Source organism: Shinella zoogloeoides (assembly GCF_020883495.1).
Classification (GTDB): Bacteria; Pseudomonadota; Alphaproteobacteria; order Rhizobiales; family Rhizobiaceae; genus Shinella; species Shinella zoogloeoides.
Window position 1 is genome coordinate 3,950,623 of sequence record NZ_CP086610.1, and the last position, 26,317, is coordinate 3,976,939.

Below are 26,317 nucleotides of genomic sequence, written 5' to 3' on the forward strand. Positions count from 1 at the left end.
CGAAATCGTTCAAAAAACGCGAGAGAGCCACCAAATATACCGTCAGGCCAAAATCAGCCTCTCTTGACGGCAAATTTCCTTTTATTCTCAATGGAATAATGTCGAAAAAAATACCGTCACAAGCTCTCTTAGCCCTGACGGTATATGCAATCTGACGATGTCACAAGAGTCCCCATACCGTCAGCCATACCGTCGATCGCGAGGCTTGCCCGGCGATAGACGGCGATAGCTTCGGTTTGGATTATTGTTTGTTTTCAGTGTATTATGGAGGGTTATAGAGGGCAATCGGCGGCGTTCGGATAGGCCTGAATCATTCCCACTCGATCGTGCCCGGCGGCTTCGACGTCACATCATAGACGACGCGGTTGATGCCGCGGACTTCGTTGATGATGCGGGTGGCGGCGCGGCCGAGGAAGTTCATGTCGTAGTGGTAGAAATCCGCCGTCATGCCGTCGACGGAGGTGACGGCGCGAAGGGCGCAGACGAATTCGTAGGTGCGGCCGTCGCCCATGACGCCGACGGTCTGGACGGGGAGCAGCACGGCGAAGGCCTGCCAGATCTTGTCGTAGAGGCCCGCCTTGCGGATCTCGTCGAGATAGATGGCGTCGGCTTCGCGCAGGATCTCCAGCTTGTCGCGGGTGATGCCGCCCGGGCAGCGGATGGCAAGGCCCGGACCCGGGAAGGGATGGCGGCCGATGAACGAGTCTGGCAGGCCGAGTTCGCGGCCGAGCACGCGCACCTCGTCCTTGAAGAGTTCGCGCAGCGGCTCGACGAGCTTCATGTTCATGCGCTCGGGCAGGCCGCCGACATTGTGGTGCGACTTGATCGTAACCGAGGGGCCGCCGGTGAAGGAAACGCTTTCGATGACGTCCGGATAGAGCGTGCCCTGGGCGAGGAATTCCGCGCCGCCGAGCTTGCCGGCCTCTTCCTCGAAGACCTCGATGAACAGGCGGCCGATGATCTTGCGCTTGGTCTCCGGGTCGGAAACGCCTTCCAGCTCGCCGACGAAGCGGTCGACGGCGTCGACATGGATGAGATGCAGGTTGTAGTGCTCGCGGAACATGGCGACGACGTCGGCCGCCTCGTTCTTGCGCATCAGGCCGTGGTCGACGAGGATGCAGGTGAGCTGCGCGCCGACCGCCTCATGGATGAGGAGGGCCGCGACGGAACTGTCGACGCCGCCCGAAAGGGCGCAGATGACGCGCTTGTCGCCGACCTGCTCGCGGATCGCTTCCACCGCGCGGGCGCGGTAGGCGGACATCGACCAGTCGCCCTTGATGCCGGCGATCTTGTGCACGAAGTTGGAGAGCAGCTTCGCGCCGTCCGGCGTGTGCACCACTTCCGGGTGGAACATGGTCGTGTAGTAGCGCTTCGCCTCGTTGACGCAGATGGCGAAGGGGGCGTTTTCCGAAACGCCGATGATCTCGAAGCCTTCAGGTGCGACGGTGACGCGGTCGCCGTGGCTCATCCAGACCGGGTATTTGTTGCCCACTTCCCAGAAGCCTTCGAAGAGCGGGCTCTCCTTCAGGATTTCCACATCGGCACGGCCGAATTCGCGGGCATGGCCACCCTCGACGGTGCCGCCGAGCTGGGTGGCGAGCGTCTGCTGGCCGTAGCAGATGCCGAGGATCGGCAGGCCGGAATCGAAGACGATCTGCGGTGCGCGGGGGCTGCCCTGATCGAGGACCGAGGCGGGGCCGCCGGAAAAGATGATCGCCTTCGGCTTCATGCGGTGGAAGGCTTCTTCCGCCGACTGGAAGGGGATGATCTCGCAATAGACGCCTGCTTCGCGCACGCGCCGCCCGATGAGCTGGGTCACCTGGCTGCCGAAATCGATGATGAGAACGCTGTCGGGATGAGCTGTCTGGGTCATGGCGAGCCTTTAAAGAATATCCGCGCGGCGCGCAACGGGGGAAAGCCGGATTTTCAGCCGTTGCGAACCACGGTCCCGCTGGCGATGGCCGCCTCCAGGAGATCGACGGCGGCGGCGAGCTTTTCGTCGATCACATGCAGGTATTCCGTCCAGTCGCCGATATGGGTGAGCTCGGCCTTGCCGTCGGAAATGCCGCGAAGGCCGATGAGCGGGACGTTGAAGGCCTGGCAGGCGCGCAGCTCCGCATAGGTCTCCATCTCCACCATGTCGGCGTCGATATCGGCATAGGCCGCGCCGGAGACGATGTTGGCGCCCGTCGAGAGCCGCGCCGCCGGAATGCCGGGAATGGTGAAGGGCAGGGCGACTTCCACGGGCAGGTCGAGGAAGGGCGTCGCGCCCTTGGTGAAGCCGAGGGGCGAGGCGTCCATGTCGCGATAGGAGACCGATGTCGCCTGGTAAATGGCGGTCTGCTCCAGCGTGGCGGAGCCGGCCGAGCCGAGCGAGACGACGTAATCGGGAAGGTTCCCTCCCGCTTCCAGATGGCAGAGGGCGAGCGTCAGTTGCACGGCGGCCTCGACCGGGCCGACGCCCGTCATGAAGGGCGCGATGCGGGCTTTCAGGTGCGGGCCGTATTCGGCATCGGCGGCCATGACATAGAGGATGCGCTTGTCCGCGACGGTCTTGAGGGTAAAGCTCATTCGGCGATGTCCTCGCGGCCGCGCACGACCATCATCGTGCCGGTCATGGAGGCGATCAGCTTGGCGGGGCCGTCGGAGATGGCATAGCCGCGCCCGTCGGCAACGATGATGTTGCTGCCGGGCTTGGTGACCTCGCCGCGGAAGAGGAAGCGCTCGCCGCGCCCCGGCGACATGAGGTTCACCTTGAACTCGATGGTGAGGATCGAGGCATCCGCATCGATGACGGAATAGGCGGCATAGCCGCAAGCTGTGTCCAGCGCGGCGGAGATGACGCCGGCATGCAGGAAACCGTGCTGCTGCGTCAGCTTGTCGTCGAAGGGCAGCTCGATTTCCACCGTGCCGTGGGAGACGCGGGTCAGTTCCGCGCCGATGAGCCGCATGGCGGCCTGCCGCTCGAAGCTCCTTGCGATGCGGCCGGCGAAATCCGCCGAGGGAATGCCTGTCATGATGTGCCCGTGTCCCAGCCCTGTTTCGGCGGAGGTTTGCACGGCGCATGCTGCACTGCAAGCGTCCCCGTCAGTTCAGGGCGATAATCGCCCCGTTGAGCGCGGTCGCGAAGGCGACCCAGGCGAGATAGGGCAGGAAGAGCAGCGCCGCCGCCCGGTCCTGCCGCCGGGACGCGGCGATGAAGCCTATCACGCAGACGAGGAGGGCAAGGATGACGATCAGCGCGGAAGTGGGGTCCTTCAGGCCGAAGAAGACTGGCGACCAGGCGAAGTTGAAGACGAGCTGGGCGAACCACAGCCGCATCGCCATGGAATGGCGCAGGGTGAGCCATGTCCGGGCGCCGACCACGCCGATGAGGACGTAGAGGAGGCTCCAGACCGGCGCGAAGACCCAGTTCGGTGGGTTGAACGAGGGTTTTGCCAGCGATTGATACCAGTCGCCGGGCATGTTGCCGGCGCCGATCAGCAGGCCGCCGCCGAGAACGAGGATGATGAAGGTGAGATAGACGAGGGGCTTGTTGCTCATGCCGGGGAGGTAGCGCACCCCGGCGCGTCGTCCAGAGGTGAAAATCAGCGGGGTCTCAGGCTGGCAATGTGCTGGTCCCAGGCGACGTCTTCGCGCCGGCCGGCAAAGCGTCCGTCATAGGAGGAGACGGCAAAGCCGTTTGGCGCTGCGGCGATGCCCGCGGCATCCGCGACGGTTTCTTCCCTGAGGACGCGGCCGGTCCGGGCGTCGAGCATGACGAAGCGTCCGCCGTTCGGCGAGGTGAGGCCGACGAGGCCTTCGCGCCGGTTCACCGCGATGGCGCCGACATAGTTGGCAAGGCCGATGGTCGTCTCTTCGGGCAGCGAGAGGAAGGTGAGGTCCTCGCCCTTACTGAGCCGGCCGACGAGCGGCGGCAGGTCGTTGCGCGGGCCTTCATACTGGCAGGCGAACCAGATGCGGCCCTTCTCGTCGAGATCGACATGGCGGGTGGAGAGCTGGCGCAGTTTTTCCGGCAGCGCATGCCGCTCGATGAGTGCGCCGGTCGCCGCGTCGATCAGGGCGAGCGAGGGTTCCATATGGTCGAGGTTCAGCTTGGTGCGCCCGAAATCCGGGTGGGTCTCGATGCCGCCATTGGCGGCGATCAGCAGACTGCCGTCGTCGCTGACGGAGAGATCGTGCGTGCCGATACCGAAGGTCGAATATTCGCCGATGCGGCGGTAGCCGTCGCGGGCGTCGTAGAGGCCGATGACGCCCCTGTTGGCGTCGAAATCGTTCTCGCTGGCGTAGAGGATCCTACCGTCCGGCGCAAAGCAGCCGTGGCCGAAGAAATGCCGGTCCTCGGCGGCAGCGATGGTGACGGGCGCGGCTTTGCCGGAACGGTCGATCACCAGCGCGAAGGTGCCGGGACGGCGGGCGAAGGCGACGAGGTGGTTCGTGATGGGAGAAAAGGCCATGCCGTGGCTGCGGGCCGGCAGCGGCGTGCGGTCGATGATCCTTCCGTCTTCGGCGAGGACCGCGATGCCGAAGCTGCCGTCCGGCTCCCGGTAGCCGGAGGCGAAGACGGCGTCGGTGCGCGACAGCGCGAAGGCCGGGCGGGCGGCAAGCGACGCCGCCCAGGCCGTGCCCGCCATGCGCAGGAAGGCGCGGCGGTCGAGGGACGCGCTGGGCCGGGCCGTCATCAGTCGCCGTCCGCGAAGGAGAAGCCGGCGCCAAGGCCCATGGCGCCGCCATATTCGCCGTTGAGGCGCAGGATCAGGTCGCGCGTGTTGACGAGCAGGAAGGCGATCTTCTGCTGTTCCTCGGGTGTCGTGACGGCCTTTTCGATATCGGTGTCGACGGTGGGAGTGACGCGTTGCAGAGATTTCAGCACGAAATCGATATTGCCGCCGATGGAGGCGAAGTTCGGATCGATGAGGCCGATCATGCCGGATTTGTCGAAGAGCGTGCGCAGGCCCTCGATATTGGCGTCGATCGAGATCCAGGTGTTACCCGAGCGCCAGAACACCGCCGATTTCGGCCGCGCCGTGCCGCCGTGGCGGTAGAAGGTCTCGATGCGCTGGTCGCGGACCGCTTCCGCGCCGTGGACGAGAATGCCGAGAAGGGCGGTAACGGCTTCCTTGCCGGTGCGGAAGACCGGGTTCTGCGGGCCGGGATGTTTCCAGTCATGCTGCACGCCGTCCGGCGCGTCCCAGGCGGCGGCGAGCGCGACCGCCGTGCTGTGGATATGGGCGGCGACGGCGGCGGCGTAGCGGCAGCGGAAGCTGTCCGGCTTTTCCATCAGCGTTTCGGAGCCGGTGCCGTAGAGCGCGAATTCGAGCGCGCCAAAACCCTGGATGGCGACGCTCTTGCCGCCCATGGTCGCGGCGTCGGTATCGGCCTCTTCCTGCTTTTGCAGCAGCGCCTGCACCTGCTTCAGGCCGGTGCCCTTGCGGTCGGGGTAGAAGAGGATGCGTTCGAAGCGGTTGTCGTCGAGGACCGGGCCGACGCGCACGATCTCGATGCGGCCCCAGTCGGCGACGGCCTGCCGGAAGGCCTCGTCCACCGCCTTGCGGGAGGCTTCGGACGGGGCCTTGCAGAAGGCGGCGGTCGCATCGGCGAGCGTGCCGGCGGAAGCCTCGAAGGCGCGGTAGCCGGGGCGGATGACCTCATCGACGGCGCGCGTCATCACGTCGACGACGCTTGCGTCGGTGAGACTGGGCGGTACGGGCACCGAGCCTTCCTGTGCCAGCGCCGGCGGGGCGGCGGAAAGGAGAAGGCTTACCGCAAGAAGCGCGGGAAGCCGCAGGAGGGGAAGGCGCCGGGTGGTCATCAGAGGCTCTCCAGGAAGGTCAGAAGGGCGTCGCGGTCGTGTTTTTCCAGCGCGGCGAAGCGGTCGCGCGCCGCCTTGGCCTCGCCGCCGTGCCAGAGGATGGCCTCGGTGAGGTTGCGGGCGCGGCCGTCATGCAGGAAGAACGTATGGCCGTTGACGGTTTTTGTAAGGCCGATACCCCAGAGCGGCGGCGTGCGCCACTCCCGGCCGCTCGCGACCCCGACGGCCTGTCCGTCGGCAAGGCCTTCGCCCATGTCGTGCAGCAGGAAATCGGAATAGGGCCAGATGAGCTGGAAGGCATGCGCCTTGTTTTCGGCATCGCGCCGGGTCACGAATTTCGGTTGATGGCAGGAAGCGCAGCCCGTCTCGTAGAAGACGCGCTTGCCGGCCAGCGTCCCGGCAAAGCTCGCCTTGCGCCGCGCGGGCACGGCAAGGTTTTCCGCGTAGAAGGTTACGAGGTCCATGACGGGCGGCGGCGCTTCGGCATCGCCGAGCCGTTCCTGAACGCCGTCCGGGCGTTCGAGGCAGGCGGTTTGAGCGGGCGTGCAATCACCCTGATGCAGCGGCACTTCGGGCGTGGAAATGCCGATGTCGAAGGCGAAGGCCTCGGCGCTCTGCTGGCGCACGGTCGCCGACTGCGCCTTCCAGCCGAAGCGGCCGAGCGCCTGCCTGCCGGTCTTCGGATCGATGGCGACGGCGGCCTTGCCGCTGATGCCGTCGCCGTTGGCGTCGTCGGGGTCGGCCAGCGCAAGGATATCCGCCTCGTGGATCGCCTGGATGAGGCCAAGGCCGAGCATCGGCTGGGTGACGCGCGGCGAAAGGGTCGTCGTCGGGTCGAGGTCGCCATAGGCGAGGTTCGCCACGGAATAGGCCGGGCGGCGCAGGTGGACGACCTCGCCGCCGGCCAGTGTCACCGGCTCCTCGGTATAGTCGATCGCCATGCGCCCCTCGGCCTTGAGGCCGGGAACGCCGCGGTCCTGAAGCTGGCGGCCGTAGACCGGGTCCGGCAGGCTCATTTCGGAAAAGTTCTTCAGGGCTGCCTCGTCGTCCGGCGTCTTCGCGGCGCGGGCAAGGCGCAGGAACATCGAGGTCGCGTCCTGCGCGCCCTCCGGCGGATGGCCGCGGCCGTCCTTGATGTGACAGGTCTGGCAGGAGCGGGCGTTGTAGAGCGGGCCGAGGCCGTCGGAGGCCTGCGTGGAGGAGGGGGAGGAGACCCAGAGCTTCTGGAACAGCGCGTTCCCGAGCTTGAACGTCTCCCGTTCCTCGAAGGTGATGTTTTCGGAAAAATGGGAAAAGCTGTCGATGTCGATTTTCGCGAGCGACGTCGCCGCGCCGCCGGACATCGCCTCGTATTGCTCCGCCCTGGAGAAGTCCGTCGCCAGCGCGGTGACGGCCGCAACACGCTTGCGGTCCTTCGCGGAGAGATCGTCCCGTTCCAGCCCGGCGGAATGGGCATGGCCGAGAACGAAAACGCCCGCCGCGACGGTGAACGCGGTCGAAACCGCGAGCAGACGACGGGCAGGGCGTTCTGTCATATAGGGATCGGGCCGCCGTCCCGAAGGGAGGCGGCCCGCCTTCCTGCTTATTTGAAGACGGCGCTAGGATTATCCAGGCTGTCGGAGCCTTCAAGCTCGATCTTGCCGAGGTCCAGCGACCCGATGACGCGCTCGATGGTCTTGGTCTGGTCGATCAGGCTGTCGATGGCGGCCTGGACGACCTTGTTGCCCTCTTCGTTGCCTTCGCCGATCATCTGGTCATAGGCCTCGCCACCCTCGGCGCGGTCCACCAGCGCCTTGAAGGCCGCATGGCTGGCGTCGAGCTTGCCCTTCAGTTCCGTGTCGAGCGCGGCGTCCTTTTCCGCGACCAGTTCGGAGAGCGACGGGCCGGTCATCTTCGTGCCGTCCGGGCGGGTGTATTCGCCCGTATAGACGGTCTGGATGCCGACGACGTCGTAGTAGTGCGAGTTGTGCGTGTTGTCGGAGAAGCAATCGTGCTCCTCTTCCGGATCGTGCAGCAGCAGGCCGAGCTTCATGCGCTCGCCGGCCAGTTCGCCGTAGGAGAGCGAGCCCATGCCGGTCAGCATGGCGGTGATGCCGGCCTTCGGATCGGCGGTCACGTTCTTGGTGGCGTCGCCATCGGCGGCCCAGGCCTTCACCATCTCCTCGAGATCGGTGACGAGCAGGGACGAGGCGGACTTCAGGTAGGCGGCGCGGCGGTCGCAATTGCCGTTGGTGCAATTGGCCGTATCGTAGTCGCTCGCCTGACGGTTGCCCGCGCCCTTGCCGGTTCCGTTGAGGTCCTGGCCCCAGAGCAGGAATTCGATGGCGTGGTAGCCGGTCGCGACATTCGCCTCGACTTCGCCGGCCTTGTGCAGTTCCTGGAGAACCGCCGGGGTGATCGTCGTGGCGTCGATGGTCTTGCCGCCGATCTCCAGCTTCGGATTGGCGATGACATTGCCGACGAAGAGGGCGTTTTCGTCGCTCTCCGTGCCGTAGCTCGGGTCGACATAGTCGATCAGGCCTTCATCGAGCGGCCAGGCGTTCACCTTGCCTTCCCAGTCGTCGACGATCGGGTTGCCGAAGCGGTAGGCTTCCGTCTGCTGGTAGGGAACGCGGGACTTCAGCCACGCTTCGCGGGCAGCCTTCAGCGTTTCGTCGCTCGGCTTGGCGATGAGGGCGTCGACCGCCGCATCGAGCGCCTTGGCGGCGTCGAGGGCGTCGGAATATTTGGCATGGGCGATCTCGGCATAGTGCTTGACGATCGCAGCCGGATCGGCGGCCGCATGGGCGGAACCGATGGCAAGGCTGGACGCGGCGGCAGCAAGCGCAAAGGCGGCCGCGCGAAGGAAGGAAGTGGTCATGACGTCTCCTGGTGTCCTGTTTGACGTGTCCCCCCGACACCGGGGCAGCGAGAGGACGCTGCCCGGATGGCCCGGCAGGCCGCCGGGCTCGGGATTATTCAGGCCTTGCTGTCATGGACCAAATAAAAACTGGTGTCAAAGTGTATAGTTTAGAACGGTTTCAAGCTGTTGCCGCGCTTTTTGACAAAGCGCAGCCGGATCAGCCCTTGCGGCTCATCGCGCAGAAGAAGAAACCGTCCGTATCCGTGGAGGCGGGCGTCAGCGTGACGGTCCTGCCGTCGCGCGAGCGGGGCTTGGGCTTGTCCGCGCCGAAGAGCCTGCTCCAGGTTTCCGCGACCGGCTGGATTTCGAAATCGGGATTGGCCTTGCAGAAGCCGTGAACCTGCTCCTCGTTCTCCTGCGGCAGGATGGAACAGGTGACATAGAGCAGGAAGCCGCCGGGCCGCACGAAGGCGCTGGCATTGGCGAGCGCTTCCTGCTGCTGGGTCAGGCGTTCCTCAAGATTCTTCTCGGTAAGGCGCCACTTGGTATCCGGCCGGCGGCGCCAGGTGCCGGTGCCGGTGCAGGGGGCGTCGACCAGCACGCGGTCGAAGCGGCCCGAAAGCGGCGAAAGGCTGGAAAGGCTTTCGTGGACCTGCACGTTGCGGGTGCCGGCGCGCTTCAGTCGCTCGATGATCGGGGCGAGGCGCTTGCGGTCCGTGTCATAGGCGTGGACCTGGCCTTTGTTGTTCATCGCCGCCGCCATGGCGAGCGTCTTGCCGCCGCCGCCGGCGCAGAAATCGAGCACCTGTTCGCCCTCCTGCGGCACGACGAGGTCGGCGACGATCTGCGAGCCTTCGTCCTGCACCTCGAACCAGCCTTTCTGGAAGGCGAGGTCGGCGGTGACGTTCGGCAGGCGCGAGGGGCCTTCACCGGCGGGAATGCGGATGCCCTGACGCGCGATGGCGGAGGCGACGGCGGCGTTGCGCTCCAGTGCCTTCAGCACCTTGTCACGGCTTGCTTTCAGCGTGTTGGCGCGCAGGTCCAGCGTCGGCCGGTCGGCGAGCGCCTGCGCTTCTGCAAGCCATGCATCGGAAAAGTTCGTCTCGAAGGCGGGCTGGATCCATTCGGGAATGTCGCCCTGCACATGCGGGGCGGCCTCATCGAGATTACGGGTATGGAAGGCGGCGAGCTTTTCGGCGGAAAGCGCCTGCGGGGCGAAGCGGTCGCCGTCGAATTCGGCGGTGAGGGCTTCCGGGGAAAGGCCCCACTGGCGCAGCAGCACGGCGTAACCGAGGGCGGTCGGGCTGTCGTCATCCATCAGGAAGGCGTGCGACAGCTTCATGCGCAGCGCGTCATAGACGATGTTGCCGATGGCGGCGCGGTCGCCGGAGCCGGCGAACCGATGGGACAGGCCCCAGTCCTTGAGCGCATCGGCGACGGGGCGCCGCCGCGTCTCGATATCCGTCAGAACCTCGATGGCTCCCGAGAGCCGCCCACCCAATCGCATCCGTTTTCTCCGTTTTGCGTCGTGGTAGCGGCGGAATGCGCCGAGAGCAAGCCGGCGCAGTCAGATTTGCTGGAGGCTCAGCCGATGACTTCGTAGCAGATCTTGGCGTGGCCGGAGCGGATCATGCCGATGTTGGAGGCGGCCGCCTTGGACAGGTCGAGCACGCGGCCGCGGACGAACGGGCCGCGATCGTTGATGCGCACCACGACGCTCTTGCCGTTGTTCGCGTTGGTGACCTTCACCTTGGTGCCGAAGCGCAGGCTGCGATGGGCAGCCGTCATGAGGTTCGGATTCATGCGTTCGCCCGAAGCGGTGCGCGAGTGCAGCGCATACCACGAGGCGCGGCCGCAGCCGGCGGCCTGAGCTTCGGAAAATGTAACGAAGGTGGAGGAAAGGGCGACGAGCGAGGCAAGCGCGAGAGTGGAGGACTTGAGCATCATGTATCGGATGACCTTCCGGGAAAGTTGTGAATTTCCGCTGTGCTGGTCGCCCTATGAAGAAGCAAAGATGGCGAAAACGTGCCTCAACCGACCGCAATTGCTGTCGGAGCGCTGCCGGATATACAGTCCATCGCCAGCGATGGATTTTTAATCTTCGTTAATGGGTCCGAAAAGAATCTTGCGAATCAGTGACTAAACTGGATCGACTTCAAAGCTGGAATGGTCGTGCGACGTTCCTGCAAATTTTCGGAAAAAACTTTCAATATTAGCAATTTCTACGCAGTAATTCGGCGGCAAAAATGAGGCAGATAAATTATAGGTTGCGTTAAATCGCAAAAACGGGGCCGGCCGGCCCCGCCCCTCAGCCTCGCCAACGGCCCGAGGAATGGAGTTCTTCAAGCGATTGGCGATAGTTCGGGAAGCGGAATGCGAAGCCCGCGGCCTTCAGTTTCGCGTTCGAGACGCGCTTGTTCTCTCCATAGAAAGACCGCGCCATGGGAGAAAGTTCCGCCGTCTCGAAAGGAATGTCGGGCGGGGTCGGCAGGTCCATCAGCCGGGCGGCTTCCGCCACCACGTCCTGCGGCGGGCCGGGTTCGTCGTCGGTGATGTTCCAGACGCCGCCAAGACCGCTTTCGGCGAGGAAGAGCGCGGAGCGGCCGATATCCTCGACGCGGATGCGGTTGAACACCTGATCCTTCTTGATGAGCCGGCGGGCGGTGCCCTCTTCCATGTTGCGCAGCGCGTTGCGGCCCGGCCCGTAGATGCCGGCAAGGCGCAGCACGGCGACGGGCAGGCCGGACGCCTTGCCGAAGCCGAGCCAATGGTCCTCCGCTTCCACCCGTTCGACGGAGCGGGTGGAAACCGGGTTCAGCACCGTCTCCTCATTCACCCAGCCGCCCTTGTGGTCGCCATAGACGCCGACCGTGGAGAGATAGCCGGCCCATTCGAGCTTCGGCATCAAGACGGAGAGAGCGGCCATGCCGGGCCGGAACAGCGGGTCGCCGTCCCTGCCGGGGGCGATGGACTGCACGATATGGGTGGCACGCGCCATGGCGGCGGCAAGGGCTTCGGAGATGGCGCCGCCATCATAGATGATGGGTTCGATACCGCGTTCGCGCAGGCTCGCTGCCTTTTCCTCCGACCGCGTCGTGCCGGAAACCGTGAAGCCGGCCTCCCGGAAGACATCGCCGATGGCCTTGCCGGAAAAGCCGGCGCCGAGGATCAGGAGGTGCTTGCTCATCGCTCTGTCTTCGCTCTTTCATATTCCGCGCGCACGTCCTCGTCCGCGTCGTCCGTCCTTCCTGCCGCAAATTGGCGGAATTCGGAAGCCGTCATCAGGCGGGAGAGCGCCCATGCGGCCATGCCGCGCACCACGGGCGCGATATCGTCGGCAAGGCGGGTGCAGGTCTCCATGAGGCCCCGGTCGCCGGAATTGCCGGCAGCGATGAGCACATTGCGCACGAAGCGGTCCCGGCCGATGCGCTTGACGGGCGAGCCGGAGAAGTGGGCGCGGAAACCGGGATCGTCGAGCGTGAGCAGGTCGGCGATGGCGGGCGCTTTCAGTTCCTCGCGCGCGACGAGTTTCATTTCGGAGGCCGCGGCGGCGAACTTGTTCCAGGGGCAGGCGGCAAGGCAATCGTCGCAGCCATAGATGCGGTTGCCGATCTTCTCGCGCAGGCTAGGATCGATCGGGCCCTTGTGCTCGATGGTGAGGTAGGAGATGCAGCGCCGCGCATCGATCTTGTAGGGCGCAGGAAAGGCGTCGGTCGGGCAGGCGTCGAGGCAGGCGCGGCAGGAGCCGCAATGGTCGCGCTCCGGCTCGTCGCGGATGAGATCGGCCGTGGTGAAGAGGCTGCCGAGGAAGAGCCAGGAACCATGCGTGCGGCTGACGAGATTGGTGTGTCTGCCCTGCCAGCCGAGGCCGGCGGCGGCGGCAAGCGGTTTTTCCATGACGGGGGCGGTATCGACGAAGACCTTCACATCCGCCCCGCCGCGCGCGGCAAAGCGCGTCGCCACTTCCTTCAGCCTGCCCTTGATGATGTCGTGATAGTCGCGGTTCTGCGCATAGACGGAGATCGCCGCACGATCCGGCATGGCGAGAACGGCGCGCGGATCGTGCTCCGGGCCGTAGTTCATGGCGAAGACGACGATGGAGCGTACCTCGCTCCACAGCACGCGCGGATCGGCGCGCCGTGCCTCGGTCTCGGCCATCCAGTCCATCGTGCCGTGATAGCCGGCGGCGAGGAAGTCAGCGAGCCTTGCCGGGGCCTGCGGAATGGAATCCGGCCCCGTGATGCGACAGAGGTCGAACCCCTTGTCGGCGGCCTCGGCCTTCAGGAAATCCGTCAGGCGGCGGCGTTGCCTGTCGTCGCCCGACATGGTCCCGTCCTCAGAAATCGAGGTCCGCGTAGTGCGAGACCGGCGTGACGCCGCGCACGCGCTCGGCCAGCAGCGGACGGAAGGAGGGGCGCGATTTCAGCCGCTGATACCATTCCTTGGCCTGCGGGGCCTCCGCCCAGTTGATCTCGCCCATATAGTCGAGGACCGAAAGACAGGCCGCGGCGGCAAGGTCGGCATAGCTCAGCCGGTCGCCGGCAAGATAGGTGCGCGAGCCGGCAAGCCAGGAGAGATACTTCATGTGTTGACGGATATTGGCGCGCGAATTGCGCAGGATCTTGCTGTCTGGCGGGCCGCCGCCCTGATCCGAGGTCATCTGAAGCTTGAAGATGCGCTCGCGCACCAGCGGGCGCGTCACGTCCTGCTCCATCTTCTGCAGGAACCATTCCGTCAGGCGGCGGATTTCCGCGCGCTGGAACGGGTCTTCGGCCAGCAGTCGCCGGTCGCGCTTCAAGACGCCATGGGTCTCGTCGAGATATTCGGAGATGATGCTCGCGCCGCACAGCGCCCGCATGCTGTCATCGACATAGACGGGCAGCGTGCCGGCCGGGTTGAGCGCCAGGAAGTCGCGGCGGTTCTCCCAGGGCTGTTCTTCGGCAAGCTCCGTCTGGAACCCGTATTCGGCCAGAATCAGCCGGACGAAGCGGGAGGCGGCGGACATCGGGTGATGATAGAGTGTGGGCATGAACGCTGCTTTTCGACTGACAGGCGGAAAGGGATTGCCGGGCCGGCCGCCTCATGCGGAACTGATTTGGCCAAGGCTGATTTGACGAACCTATAGAAATTTGGTGGTACAAACACAAGCGAATCGGGCTTTTTGCCGTATGCCCGCATTCGCGATGTGCCTTTCCTTCTCTTTTCCCCCAGGAACCCTCCATGGCAGACCAGTCCATCGTCAGCGCCCTCATCCTCGGTCTAATCGAGGGCCTGACCGAATTCATCCCGGTATCCTCCACCGGCCATATCCTGCTTGCCGGGCATTTCCTCGGCTTCAAATCGCCGGGCAATACCTTCGCGGTCCTGATCCAGCTCGGCGCGATCCTCGCGATCCTGTCGGTCTATGCCGCAAAGCTGCTGCGTATCGCCTTCGCGCTGCCCTCCAGCCCGGAGGCGCGCCGCTTCGTGATCAGCGTTCTCATCGCCTTCCTGCCGGCGGCCGTCATCGGCGCGCTGGCGCATGATTTCATCAAGACCGTGCTCTTCGAGACGCCGATGCTGATCTGCATCGTGCTGATCGTCGGCGGCGTCATCCTCTATGTCATCGACCGCCTGCCGCTTCAGCCGCGTTATACGGATGCGATGAAATACCCGCCGTCGCTCGCCTTCAAGATCGGCCTTTGCCAGTGCCTCGCCATGATTCCCGGCACCTCGCGCTCGGGTGCGACGATTGCCGGCGCGCTGCTGATGGGCACGGACAAGCGTTCGGCGGCGGAATTCTCGTTCTTCCTGGCGATGCCCACCATGGTCGGCGCCTTCGCGCTCGATCTCTACAAGAACCGCGATGCGCTTTCGTCGGACGACCTTCTGGTCATCGGTGTCGGCTTCATCGCCGCCTTCATCGCGGGTCTCTTCGTCGTGCGTTCGCTGCTCGACTTCGTGTCGCGTCGTGGTTTTACGCTCTTCGCCATCTGGCGAATCGTCGTCGGCACGCTGGGCCTGATCGCCCTTCTGATCTGGGGTTGAAAGGCCGGCTGCGGCCGGCCCGTCAGGGTCGGCCGGGGCTTACTCGACCGATGCGGTCGTGCAGGGATCGACGCCGTAAGCCGGCGAGCAGCCGTGCTTGCTGGCGGAGACCGTCGAGGGGGCGGCAAAGGATCCGATCACGATGATCAGAGCCGAAAATCCGAAGAAGATTGCAATTGCCTTGCCCATTTGCGCCGAAAGCCTCTCAAAGTGCTGAAATGCGCCGCTTCTGTCTCTTGTGCATGACGCGGCGCGGGCGGTGTTTATTCTCTGACCCGGTGACAATCAATATCGTGACATGCTGAATCGCGCGTAAATGCCGCAACGCTTTTTTTAAGCGCTGCATAAGTGCAACAGCGTAGCCAAAGCGCTTTTGGAAAAACGAACCGGCCGCCGCGGGATTGCCCCAGCGACGGCCGGTTTCGATGCCGTGAAAAAGATCAGGCCGTGCGGTCGATCTTGGTGAACTGGCCCTGCGGGCGGTAGCGCACGAGATAGCTCGGCAGGATCGCCTCGACGAGGACCGGTTCGATGCCGAGACCCTCCAGCGTGCGGCCTTCCTTGCGGGCGTCTTCGGAGACAACGTTGTCCGAGCGCAGCAGCTTGACCTGGTCGGAGGTCAGCGGCGGCTTGACGAAGGGGATGAGCGAGGCGACGGAACCCATCAGCGAGGCGATGCCGAAGGGCAGCGAGACGAGCGGGTTCTTGCGGTCGACGACGCGCAGCATGGTCTCCAGACACTGGCGGAAGGTCAGCACTTCCGGGCCGCCGAGTTCGTAGACGCGGCCGCGCTCCAGCGCGCCGTCCACCGAACGGGCGACGGCTTCGGCGACGTCGTTGACATAGACCGGCTGGAACTTCGTGTGGCCGCCGCCGATCAGCGGCAGGACCGGCGCATAGCGGGCCATGGTGGCGAACTTGTTGAAGAAACCGTCTTCCGGGCCGAAGACGATGGACGGGCGCAGGATGACGGCGTCCGGCACCGCGCGCAGCACGGCGGCTTCGCCGCGCGCCTTGGTGCGGGCATAGGCCGAGGCGGAATTCTCATCCGCGCCGATGGCCGAGATGTGGGTCAGCGGTGCGCCGATGGCACGGGCGGCTTCGGCAACGGCGCGGGCGCCGAAATCCTGTACGGCGTCGAAGGTGTTGCGACCGGTCTCGAAGAGGATGCCGACGCAGTTGATGACATGGTCGGAGCCTTCGACAGCGCGATCGACCGACTGGCGGTAGCGCAGGTTCGCCTGGACGAAGGAAATCTGGCCGACGCCGCCGATCGGCTGCAGGAAGCCGGCGAGATCCGGGCGGCGAACGGCGACGCGGATGCGGTAGCCGCGGCGCGCCAGGGCACGCACCACATGACGCCCGACGAAGCCCGAACCACCGAAGACGGTGACGAGCGGCGGAAGGTTGGACAAGGTCATGAGGCTGCTCCTGAAGACTAGGATAGGTAGGTGTGGCCTACATAGCCCAAACAACCGGCAAGGTGAAGCGCGGCGAAGCGTCTCTCATGCCGCTTTTGCAAGGGCTTGCGGCTTTGCGGTCAAAGGCCTTCGACGACCACCATTTCGGCGTCCGCCACCTCATGGCGAATGGCGGCGGCGATCTGGTATTCCGGCGAGTTGTAACAGTCGACGGCGGCCTGGAGCGAGGGGAACTCGATGATCACGTTGCGGGCGCGCACGCGCCCCTCGAGCTGCGCGAAGGCCCCGCCGCGGGCGATGAAATTCGCGCCGTATTTCTCGAAGGCCGGCTTGGCGGCGGCGACGTAATCCTTGTAGCGCTCGGGGTCGCGCACATCGACCTGTGCAATCCAGTAGCCCTTGGGCATGTCTTTCTCCCTCTTTAAGCTGTGAGCGCGCCGTCCATCTCGGAAAGGATCGCCCTGGCGGCGGCGAGCGGATCGGCGGCCTTGACGATGGGGCGGGCAACGACGAGGTGGCTGGAGCCAGCCTTCAGCGCATCGGCCGGCGTCATCACGCGCTTCTGGTCGCCCGCATCCGAGCCGACCGGGCGGATGCCGGGCGTGACGATGGCCATGTCGGGGCCGAGAATCTTGCGCACGGCGCTCGCCTCTTCCGCCGAGCAGACGACGCCGCCCATGCCGGCGATGCGGGCCTGTTCGGCGCGGCGCAGCACCAGCGTATGCGGGTCGTATTCATAACCGGCGTCGATGACGTCCTTGGCGTCCATGGAGGTCAGCACCGTGACGCCGAGAAGGCAGAGGTCCGAGCCCTTGGCGGCGGAGACGGCGGCGGCCATCGCCTTCGGATAGGCGTGCAGCGTCAGCATGGACATGCCCATCTTGACGATGTTCTCGACGCCCTTGGCCACCGTGTTGTCGATGTCCAGCAGCTTCATGTCGAGGAAGACCTTCTTGCCGTCCTTGGCAAGGTCGCGGGCAAATTCCAGCCCGCCGGCAAAGACGAGCTGGTAGCCGATCTTGTAGAAGAGCGCGGTGCTGCCGAGCGTCCGGACCACCTTTTCCGCCTCCGCGATGGTCGGTACATCGAGGCCAACGATCAGGCGGTCGCGCGCGGACATGGTCACATCCCTTTCCAAGATTTCCTTGCCGTCCAGTCGCATGAGACGCGACGGTCCGCAAGACGGAAAGCGAAAAGATCGCCGCCGCTCAATGCGTGCGGCGGTAGGTCCAGAGCTGGGCCGGCGGGATGTTGCGCACGATGAAATCGAGATGGCTGATCTGGTAGCGATCCGGCATGGCGACGACGGGGGAGAGCGGGCCATAGGAGATCTGCACGACCGGGCGGCCGACGGGGATGCGGGAAAGCAAGTCCTCGATCAGCGAGACGCGCTGGTGCATGGGGAAGTTCAGCAGCGGCACGGCGGAGATGACGCTGTCGAAGGTGGCGCCGCTGAGGTCGCCCAGCGTCTTGTCGAGGTTGAAGGCGTCGCCGTTGATGAAGTTGACGCCGTGGAAGCGCTCGACGAGGTGATTGTAGAAATCCGTCGAAAATTCCACCGAGGTCAGCTTTTCAGGCGCAAGGCCGGTCTGAAGGATCGCCTTGGTGATGACGCCGGTGCCCGGGCCAAGCTCGAGGACGGGCAGGCCGGAGGCCGGGTTGACGACGCTCGCCATGCGGCGCGCGGTGACGGAGGAGGTGGGGATGATGGAGCCGACGGCCCGCGTGTTGCTCATCCAGCCCTTGAAGAAGCGGATCTCGTCGTCGAACTTCTTGCCCAGCCGTTCCTTCACCTTCACACGCAACGTCATGCCATCCCCCTTCATGGTCGCTTCCTCGGCCGGCGACGGGTGTCATGCCCGTCCGCGTTGTTCGGCGCTTGCGAATATGTGACGCGGTTTGCGTCAAAAACAAGTCTGATTGCGTCGCCGCCGGCAAGTTTCTCGCGCGCGGCATCGCTTCCTGCAAAAGAACCCGCCGGGCGGCCGGCGGGTTCCTCAAGGGTTTCCCGATGCCGCGGAGGCGCGTTTACACGCGCATCGGCATGAGCACGTAGAGCGCATCGTCGCCGGCAAGGTCGCGCACCAGCGTCGGCGAGCCCGGATCGGCCAGCATGAAGACGGCTTCCGTGCCGGAAAGCTGCGCGGTGATGTCGAGCAGGTATTTCGCGTTGAAGCCGATTTCGAGCGGGTCGTTCTCGTAGCCGACCGCCAGCTCTTCCGTCGCGCTGCCCGAATCCGGGTTGTTGACGGTGAGCGTCAACTGGCCCTCGGTCAGCGCCAGCTTCACGGCACGGCCGCGCTCGGAGGAAATGGTGGAAACGCGGTCGACGGCCTGGGCGAAGGACTGGCAGTCGATCTTCAGTTCCTTGTCGTTGCCCGCCGGGATCACGCGCTGGTAATCGGGGAAGGTGCCGTCGATCAGCTTGGAGGTCAGCACGATGGAGCCGATGGTGAAGCGGATCTTGGCGTCCGACACTTCGACGGTGACGACGAGATCCGGATTGTCCACCAGCTTCTGCAATTCGCCGACCGTCTTGCGCGGGATGATAATGCCCGGCATGCCTTCCGAGCCCGACGGGGCCTCGACGTCGGCGCGGGCGAGGCGGTGACCGTCGGTCGCGACGGCGCGCAGCTTCAGGGCGCCCTTGCTCTCGATCGTGTGGATGAAGATGCCGTTGAGGTAGTAGCGGGTCTCCTCGGTCGAGATCGCGAACTGGGTGCGATCGATCAGCATCTTGAGGTCCGTCGCCTTGAGGCGGAACGTGTGCGAGAAGCTGCCGGCGGTGAGGTCCGGGAAGTCGGATTGCGGCAGGCATTGCAGCGAGAATTTCGAGCGGCCCGAGGCAACCGTCATCGACGCGCCGTCGGCGCTCGTCGCCAGCAGCACTTCCGAACCGTCGGAGAGCTTGCGCACGATGTCGTAGAGGAGATGGGCGGGAACGGTCGTCGCGCCGGCCTGCTCGACCTGCGCGGGCGTCGCCTCGGTGATTTCGAGGTCGAGGTCGGTCGCCTTCATGTCGAGGCTCGCGCCATCGGCCCGCAGCAGCACGTTCGAGAGGATCGGGATCGTGTTGCGCCGTTCGACCACGCGATGGACGTGGTTCAGCGACTTCAGAAGATTGGACCGCTCGAGAGTAATGCGCATGGAACTTACCGCTTTCGACCGCTAGCACGCCGGAAGCCGGCGCGGCATTGCCTTGAAGGTCCGGCAGGCGCCGGAAGATGTGGACGGGCAAAATGGCAGAAGTTCCAGCAGGATTGCAAGTGCTAACGGCGCGGGATGCACGATAGTCGGCCGCCGGACCTTGCGAGGCCATCCGCGCTCGCCCATAAGGAGGGAAAAGTGCGGCCATTCGTGGCCGGAAAGGGACTGACGATGCGGGATGAAGGCGTGGCAAGCGGGGCAGGGGACGGCGCAAAAAGCTTCCGCCTCCACAATGCCGTTATCCCCGCCCGGCCGCTGGAACCGGCGCTCTATCTCGTCGCCACGCCCATCGGCAATCTCTCCGACATCACGCTGCGCGCGCTGGAAACCCTGGCCGGCGCCGATGTGCTCGCCTGCGAGGACACGCGCGTCACCCGCGTGCTGCTCGACCGCTACGGCATCGTCAACCGACCCTATGCCTATCACGAGCACAATGCGGACGAGGCCGGTCCCCGTCTCATCGCCGCGCTCGAAGCCGGCAAGTCCGTCGCCCTAGTCTCCGATGCCGGCACGCCGCTCGTCTCCGATCCCGGCTATCGCCTCGCGCTGCTCGCCATCGCCGCCGGCCTCCGCGTCGTGCCGGTTCCCGGCGCGTCCGCCCCGCTCGCCGCGCTCGTCGGCTCGGGCCTGCCGAACGACGCCTTCTTCTTCGCCGGCTTCCTGCCCTCCAAGGACAAGGCCCGGCGCGACCGCCTCGCGGAACTGGCGAATGTCCCGGCGACGCTGCTCTTCTTCGAGTCGCCGCACCGTATCGCCGCGACGGTCACGGCTGCCGCCGATGTGCTTGGCGAGGCGCGCGCGGCCTGCGTCTGCCGCGAGTTGACGAAAACCTTCGAGGAGTTCCGCCGCGGCACGCTCGGCGAACTTGCCGCTCATTACGGCGACGGGGCGTCGGTGAAGGGCGAGATCGTCTTCGTCATCGGCCCGCCGGGAGAGGCGCCCGCGCCCGAGGCGGAAGATGTGGACCGGCTGCTTTCCATGCTCGCCAGGGACATGTCGACCGGCAAGGCGGCGACCGAGGCCGCCCGCCAGACCGGCCTGCCGCGCAAGGACCTCTACCAGCGCCTCCTCGACCTGAAGGACGCCGATGCGGGATAGGCCGGCGGACCCGAACCGGCTCAGGGCCTTCCGCCGGGGATATGTCTCCGAATATCTCGCCGCGCTCTATCTCCTCGCCAGGGGCTACCGCATCCGCGCCATCCGCTACCGCACGAAGCTGGGCGAGATCGACATCGTCGCCCGGCGCGGCGATCTCGTCGCCTTCGTCGAGGTGAAGGCGCGCCGCGACGTGGACAGCGCCGTCTTCGCCGTCACCGGAACCGCCGAGCGGCGCATCCGCGCGGCAAGCGAAATCTGGCTCTCCCGCCAGCCCGACGCCCACCGCCTGTCGGCGCGCTACGATATCGTCGCCGTCCGGCCCTGGCGGCTTCCCACGCATATCGAGGATGCGTTTTGACCGGAACGGCCCCGCCATGGTCGTTGCCATGGCGCGCGGCGCATCCTAAATGTGTCGGGCATTTCTCAGGGGATTTTTCATGGCAAAGATCAAGAACGTCGCGGTCCAGATGGACCATGTGTCGACCATCAACATCGCGGGCGATTCCACCTTCGCCATGAGCATCGAGGCGCAGAGCCGCGGCTACAGGCTCTTCCACTACACGCCGGACCGCCTGAGCCTGCGCGACGGCACGGTCTACGCCACCGTCGAGCCGATGGAGCTGCGCGACGTGAAGGGCGATCACTACACGCTCGGCGCGCCCGAGCGCGTCGACCTTTCCACCATGGACGTGGTGCTGCTGCGCCAGGACCCGCCCTTCGACATGTCCTACATCACCTCCACGCATCTTCTGGAGCGCATCCATCCGAAGACCCTCGTCGTCAACGATCCGGCCTGGGTGCGCAACTCGCCGGAGAAGATCTTCGTCACCGAATTCGCCGACCTGATGCCGGCGACCCTGATCACCCGCGACCCGGCCGAAATCCGCCGCTTCCGCGACGAGATGGGCGACATGATCCTGAAGCCCCTCTACGGCAATGGCGGCGCGGGCGTGTTCCATTCCACGAGGGACGACCGCAACCTTTCCTCGCTGCTGGAAATGTTCGGCCAGATGTTCCGCGAGCCCTTCATCGCCCAGCAATACCTGCCGGACGTGCGCAAGGGCGACAAGCGCATCATCCTCATCGACGGCGAGCCGGTCGGCGCGATCAACCGCGTGCCCGCCGAGCACGACGCCCGTTCCAACATGCATGTCGGCGGCCGCGCCGAGGCGACGGAACTGACCGCGCGGGAGAAGGAAATCTGCGCCCGCATCGGCCCGGCCCTGCGCGAGCGCGGCTTCATCTTCGTCGGCATCGACGTCATCGGCGACTACATGACCGAGATCAACGTGACGTCCCCCACCGGCATTCGCGAGGTGAAGAAATTCGGCGGCGCCGACATAGCGGCGCTGCTCTGGGACGCCATCGAGAAGAAGCGCTGATCCGCTTTTCCAATCCGGCAAGGCCTTCAGGGACGTCCGTTCGCGGACGTCCCTTTTTCGTTCCGCCGATACAACCAGATGCAACCGATACGCGGAAAATTCCATCGATAGTTCTATAATTGTTCTTGTTTCATTCCAGGTTCCATGCCAGATTTCCAGATACAACCCGCTGAGGGGCTGCGGGGCTATCTGTCAGGGCGAGTGGGGCGGTCATGGTCGCGCGGGTCGGTACGATTGCGTTTCAGGGCATCGAGGGCGTGCCCGTCGATGTGCAGGTCATGGTCGCGCCCGGCAAGGTGGGCATGCAGATCGTCGGCCTGCCGGACAAGGCGGTGGCCGAAAGCCGGGAGCGGGTGCAGGCCGCCCTGCACGCCTCCGGTCTGTCGCTGCCGCCCAAGCGCGTCACCGTCAATCTCGCGCCGGCCGATCTTCCCAAGGAGGGCAGTCACTACGACCTCGCCATCGCGCTCGGCCTCATGACGGCGCTCGGCGCGGTGCCGGGCGATGCGCTGGAAGGCTATCTCGTCATCGGCGAACTCAATCTCGACGGCACCATCGCTCCTGTCGCTGGTGCGCTTCCCGCCGCCATGGGGGCCAATGCGCTGGGCAAGGGCCTGATCTGCCCGGCGGAAAACGGGGCGGAGGCGGCCTGGGCCGGCGGCGGGCTGGATGTGCTCGCACCGCGCAGCCTCATCGCGCTCGCCAATCATTTCAAGGGCACGCAGGTCCTCTCGCGCCCCGCGCCGGCCATCCGCGCGCCGGCGGGCGATCTGCCGGACCTTGCCGATATTCGCGGACAGGAAAGCGCCAAGCGCGCGCTGGAAGTGGCCGCCGCCGGAAACCATAATCTGTTGATGGTCGGCCCGCCGGGATCGGGCAAGTCCATGCTCGCCGCGCGCCTTGCCGCCATCCTGCCGCCGCTCGCGCCGGTGGAGTTGCTCGAAGTCTCGATGATCCATTCCATCGCCGGCCAGCTTTCCGGCGGCCGCCTCTCCGATCGCCGGCCTTTCCGCACGCCGCATCATTCCGCCACCATGGCCGCCCTCGTCGGCGGCGGGGCGCGGGCAAAACCCGGCGAGGCGTCGCTGGCCCATCACGGCGTTCTCTTCCTGGACGAGCTGCCGGAATTCTCGCCGCAGGTGCTGGATGCCCTGCGCCAGCCGCTCGAAACCGGCGAATGCATCATTGCCCGCGCCAACCACCGGGTCAGCTATCCCGCCGCCGTGCAGCTCGTCGCGGCGATGAACCCCTGCCGCTGCGGCATGGCGGGCGAGCCGGGCCGCACCTGCGCCCGCGGCCCGCGCTGCGCAAGCGAGTACCAGGCCCGCGTCTCCGGCCCGCTGCTCGACCGTATCGATATCCGCATCGATGTGCCGGCCGTCACGGCGGCGGACCTCATCCGTCCCATGGCGGGCGAAGCCAGCGAGACCGTCGCCCGCCGCGTCGCCCGGGCGCGCAGCCTGCAGGTCGATCGCTTCGCCCGCCTCGGCATGGGCGCGGTGACGAGCAATGCCCGCGCCTCGACGGCCCTTGTCGAGAAGATGGCGGAACCGGACCCCGGCGGTCTCCAGCTCCTGCGGGACGCGGCGGAGAAGATGCGGTTTTCCGCCCGTGGCTATCACCGCGTCCTCAAGGTCGCCCGCACGCTCGCCGATCTCGATGAGGCCCCGATTGTGGGCCGCATCCATCTGGCGGAGGCGATTTCCTACCGCATGGCCGGCGAGCGGCTGGCGGCGATGGCCTGAAAGCCGGAGGCAGGCGGGTTTGCATGAGGCGCGCGTGTTCGGGACATTGTTGGAGGGGCCGCCGCCCGTGCCGCTGCGGCACGGTTTTCAGCGGGGCCGGCCTCAGGGGGCTGCCGCGTTCCTCCGGGAAGGAGGGGCACCCTCTCTTTTTGGGCGCTCATTTCCGAACGTAAGGCCTGTGCGGGCTTGCAAATGCTCCGGTCTGTTCAGGCCGATCCCTTGAAGACGGCTTCCAGCCGATGCCCATCGGGATCGACGATGAAGGCCGCGTAGTAGGTCGGGCCGTAGCGGCGGCGCAGGCCCGGCGGGCCATTGTCGGTGCCGCCCGCCGAAAGCGCGGACTTGTGGAAGGCGTCGACCGCCTGACGGTCCGGCGCGGCGAAGGCGATATGGAAGCCGGGGCCGGGGGCGCTTGCGGCATCGCCATGCTGCTTGAGGGCAAGCTTGTCGCCGCCGCCGGGCGGGCCGTAGCCGACAGACTGGTCCGGTTCGCCGGGCCGGATATCCGACCAGACGCGCTCATAGCCGAGCGGTGCGAGCGCGGCGTCGTAGAAGGCGGCCGCGCGCGCGATATCCGAGACGCCGAGGGAAAGGTGGTGGAGCATGGTCGTGCGATGGGATTGAGCGGAGCCGCCCGCCGCGCGAATGCCTGCGCGACGGGCCGGTTGGAGCGAGTGCGGTGGGTGCGCGCAGCGAGCTTGCAGCCAGCATCGCGCAGAAACCCGGCATCGTGCGAAACCACGGGTGGAGCGTTTCCGCGCTTCAGGGAAAAGCGGAAACGCTCCGGATTCAGCCGCCGAGGCCCTCGAAGAGCGCGGTGGACAGATAGCGCTCGGCGAAGGAGGGGATGATGACGACGATGGTCTTGCCGGCGTTTTCCGGTCGGCTGCCGACCTTCGCGGCGGCGGCCAGCGCCGCGCCGGAGGAAATGCCGACCGGCACGCCTTCGAGACGGGCGACGAGGCGGGCGTTCTCGAAGGCCTCGTCATTGGTGACGGTGACGACCTCGTCATAGATCGCCGTATCGAGGATTGCCGGCGCAAAGCCCGCGCCGATGCCCTGGATCTTGTGCGGGCCGGGATTGCCGCCGGACAGGACCGGGCTGTCGGTCGGCTCGACCGCGACGACCTTGAGGCCGGGCTTCCTTGCCTTCAGCACCTGGCCCGTGCCGGTGATGGTGCCGCCCGTGCCGATGCCGGAAACGAGGATATCGATCGCGCCGTCCGTATCGTTCCAGATTTCCTCCGCCGTTGTCTTGCGGTGGATTTCCGGGTTGGCCGGGTTTTCGAACTGCTGGGGGATGACCGCGCCGGGAATGGATGCGGCCAGTTCCTCTGCCTTGGCGATGGCGCCCTTCATGCCCTTCGGCCCTTCGGTCAGCACCAGTTCCGCACCGAGCAGCGCCAGCATCTTGCGCCGCTCGACCGACATGGTCTCCGGCATGGTGAGGATGAGGCGGTAGCCCTTGGCGGCGGCGGCGAAGGCGAGCGCGATGCCGGTATTGCCCGATGTCGGCTCCACCAGCGTCGACTGGCCGGGCACGATCTTGCCCGCCGCCTCCAGCGCGTCGATCATCGCCACGCCGATACGGTCCTTCACCGAGGCGATTGGATTGAAGAACTCGAGCTTGGCGAGGAGATTGGCGCCGACGCGCTTCTCTTTCGCGAACTTGTCGAGCCGCACGATCGGCGTATCGCCGATGGTCTCCGTGATGGAAGCGTAGATACGGCCGCGGCCGGGCTTGCGGGTTTCGGTCATCGGGTGCTCCTCTGTTCTCCTTGCGGCAGACTGTAGGAGGGAAAACGGCCTTAGACGAGTCCGGATTTCGCGGGGAATGCCCCGAATGTGGAATATTCCGCCCACCGTCCGGAAATGCCGCACGCAGGATGCGGCCGGTCAGAACTCCGCCATCGGCGGCAAGGCGAAGGGCCGTGTAGGCCGCTGGCTGCTTTTCGCCCGCAGCATCAGCACCATGTCACCCGCATCGGGCAGGGCCTCGCCCTCCCAGGACAGGCGATCGGGCGCAAAGTGAACGGCGGCGTGCGACGGCGGAAGCCGGAGGCTGGCGAAAATATCGGCAAGGCTGGGGATGCGCGCGCCGACGATATCCAGCAGCTCGAAGCGGCCATCTTCTCCCGGTTGCCACGCGATCACGATGTTCCCGTCCATCAGGTCGAGCCGCAGGCCCGGCATGAGGCGGGCATTGAAGAGGAACATTTCCTTCTGCCGGCGCGGGGCGAAACGGTCGGATACCGGCTGGCGGCCATCGAGAAGCCGGTGCAGCAGGGCGATATCGGCCGCCTCGGCCATGTCCAGCCTCCGTATCGGCCGTGCCGTTCCGCCGGATGGCGCAGCCCCGGCGAAACGGTGTTGCGCCAGCGCCTCGAAGCCATGGCGGCGGTAAAGTTCCGGCGTGTCGGTCAAAAGCGCGACGGCTGCAAAACCCTCGGCATCGCAATGATCCAGCGCCGCTTTCATGAGGTCGCGATAAAGGCCTTGTCCGCGATGGTCCGACCGCACCGCCCCCGATTGCAGGCCGGCCGCACGGACCTCGCTCCCCTCGATGACGAGCGGCAGGGAAAAAGCGGTGATGTTGGCGACGCACCTGCCGGCCGTATCGAACCAGCCGAAGGGAACGCCGGTCGGGTCCGGCCCGCCGAGTCGGTCCAGCGCCGTGATATCGATGCTGAAGACGTCGTCCAGCAGTCCGGCAAGCGCCCGCCAGGCGGCCGGGTCGTCAAGATAATGCGAGCGAAAGGAAAGACCTTCGCGCCGAGGCATCA

At 65.8% G+C, this 26,317-nt stretch carries 27 protein-coding genes; 5 read left to right on the forward strand and 22 right to left on the reverse strand.

Going from position 1 to position 26,317, the window contains the following annotated elements; all coding sequences use genetic code 11:
- Positions 1-310: 310 nt before the first annotated feature.
- The 13 genes from guaA to K8M09_RS19490 all read right to left on the reverse strand — a co-directional run bounded on the left by guaA (position 311) and on the right by K8M09_RS19490 (position 13,683).
- Positions 311-1,873, reverse strand: coding sequence for a glutamine-hydrolyzing GMP synthase (gene guaA / locus K8M09_RS19430; RefSeq protein ID WP_160786682.1), 1,563 nt, complete (start codon positions 1,871-1,873; stop codon positions 311-313).
- Positions 1,874-1,926: 53 nt separating this feature from the next.
- Entirely contained in the window at positions 1,927-2,571 is a 645-nt protein-coding gene (locus tag K8M09_RS19435) for a 5'-methylthioadenosine/S-adenosylhomocysteine nucleosidase (RefSeq protein ID WP_160786681.1), read from the reverse strand.
- Complete coding sequence (locus K8M09_RS19440; RefSeq protein WP_160786680.1) at positions 2,568-3,017, reverse strand: PaaI family thioesterase; 450 nt, start codon at positions 3,015-3,017, stop codon at positions 2,568-2,570. The genes K8M09_RS19435 and K8M09_RS19440 overlap by 4 nt, the downstream gene beginning before the upstream one ends.
- A 70-nt stretch (positions 3,018-3,087) precedes the next feature.
- Positions 3,088-3,543, reverse strand: coding sequence for a TspO/MBR family protein (locus K8M09_RS19445; protein WP_160786679.1), 456 nt, complete (start codon positions 3,541-3,543; stop codon positions 3,088-3,090).
- Between the two features lie 44 nt (positions 3,544-3,587).
- The gene (locus tag K8M09_RS19450) at positions 3,588-4,682 is read right to left on the reverse strand and encodes a DUF1513 domain-containing protein (protein WP_160786678.1); all 1,095 of its coding nucleotides are present in this window, start codon (positions 4,680-4,682) and stop codon (positions 3,588-3,590) included.
- Positions 4,682-5,812, reverse strand: a complete 1,131-nt coding sequence (locus tag K8M09_RS19455; protein WP_160786677.1) for an imelysin family protein — start codon at positions 5,810-5,812, stop codon at positions 4,682-4,684. The genes K8M09_RS19450 and K8M09_RS19455 overlap by 1 nt, the downstream gene beginning before the upstream one ends.
- Positions 5,812-7,347: a di-heme oxidoreductase family protein gene (locus tag K8M09_RS19460; RefSeq protein ID WP_160786676.1), complete on the reverse strand. Its 1,536-nt coding sequence runs from the start codon at positions 7,345-7,347 to the stop codon at positions 5,812-5,814. Before K8M09_RS19460 ends, K8M09_RS19455 begins: the two co-directional genes overlap by 1 nt.
- A 47-nt stretch (positions 7,348-7,394) precedes the next feature.
- Positions 7,395-8,672, reverse strand: a complete 1,278-nt coding sequence (locus K8M09_RS19465; protein WP_160786675.1) for an imelysin family protein — start codon at positions 8,670-8,672, stop codon at positions 7,395-7,397.
- Between the two features lie 199 nt (positions 8,673-8,871).
- A complete protein-coding gene (locus tag K8M09_RS19470) occupies positions 8,872-10,161 on the reverse strand; it encodes an RsmB/NOP family class I SAM-dependent RNA methyltransferase (protein ID WP_160786674.1) in 1,290 nt (429 codons plus the stop codon).
- Positions 10,162-10,238: 77 nt separating this feature from the next.
- Complete coding sequence (locus K8M09_RS19475) at positions 10,239-10,598, reverse strand: septal ring lytic transglycosylase RlpA family protein (protein ID WP_229342420.1); 360 nt, start codon at positions 10,596-10,598, stop codon at positions 10,239-10,241.
- A gap of 364 nt (positions 10,599-10,962) precedes the next feature.
- Positions 10,963-11,841 carry an SDR family oxidoreductase gene (locus K8M09_RS19480; protein WP_160786672.1) on the reverse strand — a complete coding sequence of 293 codons (879 nt, stop codon included), beginning with the start codon at positions 11,839-11,841 and terminating at the stop codon, positions 10,963-10,965.
- Complete coding sequence (gene queG / locus K8M09_RS19485; RefSeq protein WP_160786671.1) at positions 11,838-12,980, reverse strand: tRNA epoxyqueuosine(34) reductase QueG; 1,143 nt, start codon at positions 12,978-12,980, stop codon at positions 11,838-11,840. Before queG ends, K8M09_RS19480 begins: the two co-directional genes overlap by 4 nt.
- A gap of 10 nt (positions 12,981-12,990) precedes the next feature.
- A complete protein-coding gene (locus K8M09_RS19490; protein ID WP_160786670.1) occupies positions 12,991-13,683 on the reverse strand; it encodes a glutathione S-transferase family protein in 693 nt (230 codons plus the stop codon).
- A 191-nt stretch (positions 13,684-13,874) separates the two neighbouring features.
- Between K8M09_RS19490 and K8M09_RS19495 the strand changes: the two genes are divergently transcribed.
- Positions 13,875-14,681: an undecaprenyl-diphosphate phosphatase gene (locus tag K8M09_RS19495; RefSeq protein ID WP_160786669.1), complete on the forward strand. Its 807-nt coding sequence runs from the start codon at positions 13,875-13,877 to the stop codon at positions 14,679-14,681.
- 39 nt (positions 14,682-14,720) lie between these two features.
- Here K8M09_RS19495 and K8M09_RS19500 read toward each other — a convergent pair whose 3' ends face one another.
- The 6 genes from K8M09_RS19500 to dnaN form a co-directional block, all read right to left on the reverse strand.
- Complete coding sequence (locus K8M09_RS19500; RefSeq protein ID WP_229342033.1) at positions 14,721-14,870, reverse strand: hypothetical protein; 150 nt, start codon at positions 14,868-14,870, stop codon at positions 14,721-14,723.
- A 251-nt stretch (positions 14,871-15,121) separates the two neighbouring features.
- Positions 15,122-16,102, reverse strand: coding sequence for a complex I NDUFA9 subunit family protein (locus K8M09_RS19505; protein WP_160786668.1), 981 nt, complete (start codon positions 16,100-16,102; stop codon positions 15,122-15,124).
- Positions 16,103-16,221: 119 nt separating this feature from the next.
- Positions 16,222-16,509 (reverse strand): DUF1330 domain-containing protein, encoded by a 288-nt coding sequence (locus tag K8M09_RS19510; RefSeq protein ID WP_160786667.1) that lies wholly within the window; start codon positions 16,507-16,509, stop codon positions 16,222-16,224.
- A 14-nt stretch (positions 16,510-16,523) separates the two neighbouring features.
- Positions 16,524-17,222, reverse strand: a complete 699-nt coding sequence (gene pyrF / locus K8M09_RS19515; RefSeq protein ID WP_160786666.1) for an orotidine-5'-phosphate decarboxylase — start codon at positions 17,220-17,222, stop codon at positions 16,524-16,526.
- A gap of 88 nt (positions 17,223-17,310) precedes the next feature.
- Complete coding sequence (pmtA, locus tag K8M09_RS19520) at positions 17,311-17,913, reverse strand: phospholipid N-methyltransferase PmtA (protein ID WP_160786665.1); 603 nt, start codon at positions 17,911-17,913, stop codon at positions 17,311-17,313.
- A gap of 217 nt (positions 17,914-18,130) precedes the next feature.
- The gene (dnaN, locus tag K8M09_RS19525) at positions 18,131-19,249 is read right to left on the reverse strand and encodes a DNA polymerase III subunit beta (RefSeq protein ID WP_160786664.1); all 1,119 of its coding nucleotides are present in this window, start codon (positions 19,247-19,249) and stop codon (positions 18,131-18,133) included.
- Between the two features lie 231 nt (positions 19,250-19,480).
- Between dnaN and rsmI the strand changes: the two genes are divergently transcribed.
- The 4 genes from rsmI to K8M09_RS19545 all read left to right on the forward strand — a co-directional run bounded on the left by rsmI (position 19,481) and on the right by K8M09_RS19545 (position 23,534).
- Positions 19,481-20,407 carry a 16S rRNA (cytidine(1402)-2'-O)-methyltransferase gene (gene rsmI, locus K8M09_RS19530; RefSeq protein ID WP_160786707.1) on the forward strand — a complete coding sequence of 309 codons (927 nt, stop codon included), beginning with the start codon at positions 19,481-19,483 and terminating at the stop codon, positions 20,405-20,407.
- Entirely contained in the window at positions 20,397-20,765 is a 369-nt protein-coding gene (locus tag K8M09_RS19535) for a YraN family protein (protein WP_160786663.1), read from the forward strand. Before rsmI ends, K8M09_RS19535 begins: the two co-directional genes overlap by 11 nt.
- A gap of 79 nt (positions 20,766-20,844) precedes the next feature.
- Positions 20,845-21,789: a glutathione synthase gene (gshB, locus tag K8M09_RS19540; protein WP_160786662.1), complete on the forward strand. Its 945-nt coding sequence runs from the start codon at positions 20,845-20,847 to the stop codon at positions 21,787-21,789.
- Positions 21,790-22,001: 212 nt separating this feature from the next.
- Positions 22,002-23,534 carry a YifB family Mg chelatase-like AAA ATPase gene (locus tag K8M09_RS19545; RefSeq protein WP_160786661.1) on the forward strand — a complete coding sequence of 511 codons (1,533 nt, stop codon included), beginning with the start codon at positions 22,002-22,004 and terminating at the stop codon, positions 23,532-23,534.
- Positions 23,535-23,740: 206 nt separating this feature from the next.
- Here K8M09_RS19545 and K8M09_RS19550 read toward each other — a convergent pair whose 3' ends face one another.
- From K8M09_RS19550 to K8M09_RS19560, 3 genes are all read right to left on the reverse strand, one after another.
- The gene (locus tag K8M09_RS19550) at positions 23,741-24,139 is read right to left on the reverse strand and encodes a VOC family protein (protein ID WP_160786660.1); all 399 of its coding nucleotides are present in this window, start codon (positions 24,137-24,139) and stop codon (positions 23,741-23,743) included.
- A 184-nt stretch (positions 24,140-24,323) separates the two neighbouring features.
- On the reverse strand, positions 24,324-25,292 hold the full coding sequence (cysK, locus tag K8M09_RS19555) for a cysteine synthase A (RefSeq protein WP_160786659.1): 969 nt from the start codon (positions 25,290-25,292) through the stop codon (positions 24,324-24,326).
- Positions 25,293-25,430: 138 nt separating this feature from the next.
- On the reverse strand, positions 25,431-26,315 hold the full coding sequence (locus K8M09_RS19560; RefSeq protein ID WP_160786658.1) for a GNAT family N-acetyltransferase: 885 nt from the start codon (positions 26,313-26,315) through the stop codon (positions 25,431-25,433).
- Positions 26,316-26,317: the final 2 nt, after the last annotated feature.

Bases quoted from the DNA above. Each gene is read 5' to 3' on its own strand.
- K8M09_RS19495 (WP_160786669.1), top strand. From the start codon at position 13,875: ATGGCAGACCAGTCCATCGTCAGCGCCCTCATCCTCGGTCTAATCGAG.
- guaA (WP_160786682.1), bottom strand. From the start codon at position 1,873: ATGACCCAGACAGCTCATCCCGACAGCGTTCTCATCATCGATTTCGGC.
- K8M09_RS19465 (WP_160786675.1), bottom strand. From the start codon at position 8,672: ATGACCACTTCCTTCCTTCGCGCGGCCGCCTTTGCGCTTGCTGCCGCC.
- K8M09_RS19475 (WP_229342420.1), bottom strand. From the start codon at position 10,598: ATGCTCAAGTCCTCCACTCTCGCGCTTGCCTCGCTCGTCGCCCTTTCC.
- K8M09_RS19500 (WP_229342033.1), bottom strand. From the start codon at position 14,870: ATGGGCAAGGCAATTGCAATCTTCTTCGGATTTTCGGCTCTGATCATC.
- K8M09_RS19510 (WP_160786667.1), bottom strand. From the start codon at position 16,509: ATGCCCAAGGGCTACTGGATTGCACAGGTCGATGTGCGCGACCCCGAG.
- K8M09_RS19455 (WP_160786677.1), bottom strand. From the start codon at position 5,812: ATGACCACCCGGCGCCTTCCCCTCCTGCGGCTTCCCGCGCTTCTTGCG.
- K8M09_RS19490 (WP_160786670.1), bottom strand. From the start codon at position 13,683: ATGCCCACACTCTATCATCACCCGATGTCCGCCGCCTCCCGCTTCGTC.
- K8M09_RS19470 (WP_160786674.1), bottom strand. From the start codon at position 10,161: ATGCGATTGGGTGGGCGGCTCTCGGGAGCCATCGAGGTTCTGACGGAT.
- dnaN (WP_160786664.1), bottom strand. From the start codon at position 19,249: ATGCGCATTACTCTCGAGCGGTCCAATCTTCTGAAGTCGCTGAACCAC.
- K8M09_RS19550 (WP_160786660.1), bottom strand. From the start codon at position 24,139: ATGCTCCACCACCTTTCCCTCGGCGTCTCGGATATCGCGCGCGCGGCC.
- K8M09_RS19560 (WP_160786658.1), bottom strand. From the start codon at position 26,315: ATGCCTCGGCGCGAAGGTCTTTCCTTTCGCTCGCATTATCTTGACGAC.
- K8M09_RS19545 (WP_160786661.1), top strand. From the start codon at position 22,002: ATGGTCGCGCGGGTCGGTACGATTGCGTTTCAGGGCATCGAGGGCGTG.
- cysK (WP_160786659.1), bottom strand. From the start codon at position 25,292: ATGACCGAAACCCGCAAGCCCGGCCGCGGCCGTATCTACGCTTCCATC.
- K8M09_RS19505 (WP_160786668.1), bottom strand. From the start codon at position 16,102: ATGACCTTGTCCAACCTTCCGCCGCTCGTCACCGTCTTCGGTGGTTCG.
- K8M09_RS19435 (WP_160786681.1), bottom strand. From the start codon at position 2,571: ATGAGCTTTACCCTCAAGACCGTCGCGGACAAGCGCATCCTCTATGTC.
- queG (WP_160786671.1), bottom strand. From the start codon at position 12,980: ATGTCGGGCGACGACAGGCAACGCCGCCGCCTGACGGATTTCCTGAAG.
- K8M09_RS19450 (WP_160786678.1), bottom strand. From the start codon at position 4,682: ATGACGGCCCGGCCCAGCGCGTCCCTCGACCGCCGCGCCTTCCTGCGC.
- K8M09_RS19445 (WP_160786679.1), bottom strand. From the start codon at position 3,543: ATGAGCAACAAGCCCCTCGTCTATCTCACCTTCATCATCCTCGTTCTC.
- pmtA (WP_160786665.1), bottom strand. From the start codon at position 17,913: ATGACGTTGCGTGTGAAGGTGAAGGAACGGCTGGGCAAGAAGTTCGAC.
- K8M09_RS19480 (WP_160786672.1), bottom strand. From the start codon at position 11,841: ATGAGCAAGCACCTCCTGATCCTCGGCGCCGGCTTTTCCGGCAAGGCC.
- pyrF (WP_160786666.1), bottom strand. From the start codon at position 17,222: ATGTCCGCGCGCGACCGCCTGATCGTTGGCCTCGATGTACCGACCATC.
- rsmI (WP_160786707.1), top strand. From the start codon at position 19,481: ATGCGGGATGAAGGCGTGGCAAGCGGGGCAGGGGACGGCGCAAAAAGC.
- K8M09_RS19535 (WP_160786663.1), top strand. From the start codon at position 20,397: ATGCGGGATAGGCCGGCGGACCCGAACCGGCTCAGGGCCTTCCGCCGG.
- K8M09_RS19460 (WP_160786676.1), bottom strand. From the start codon at position 7,347: ATGACAGAACGCCCTGCCCGTCGTCTGCTCGCGGTTTCGACCGCGTTC.
- gshB (WP_160786662.1), top strand. From the start codon at position 20,845: ATGGCAAAGATCAAGAACGTCGCGGTCCAGATGGACCATGTGTCGACC.
- K8M09_RS19440 (WP_160786680.1), bottom strand. From the start codon at position 3,017: ATGACAGGCATTCCCTCGGCGGATTTCGCCGGCCGCATCGCAAGGAGC.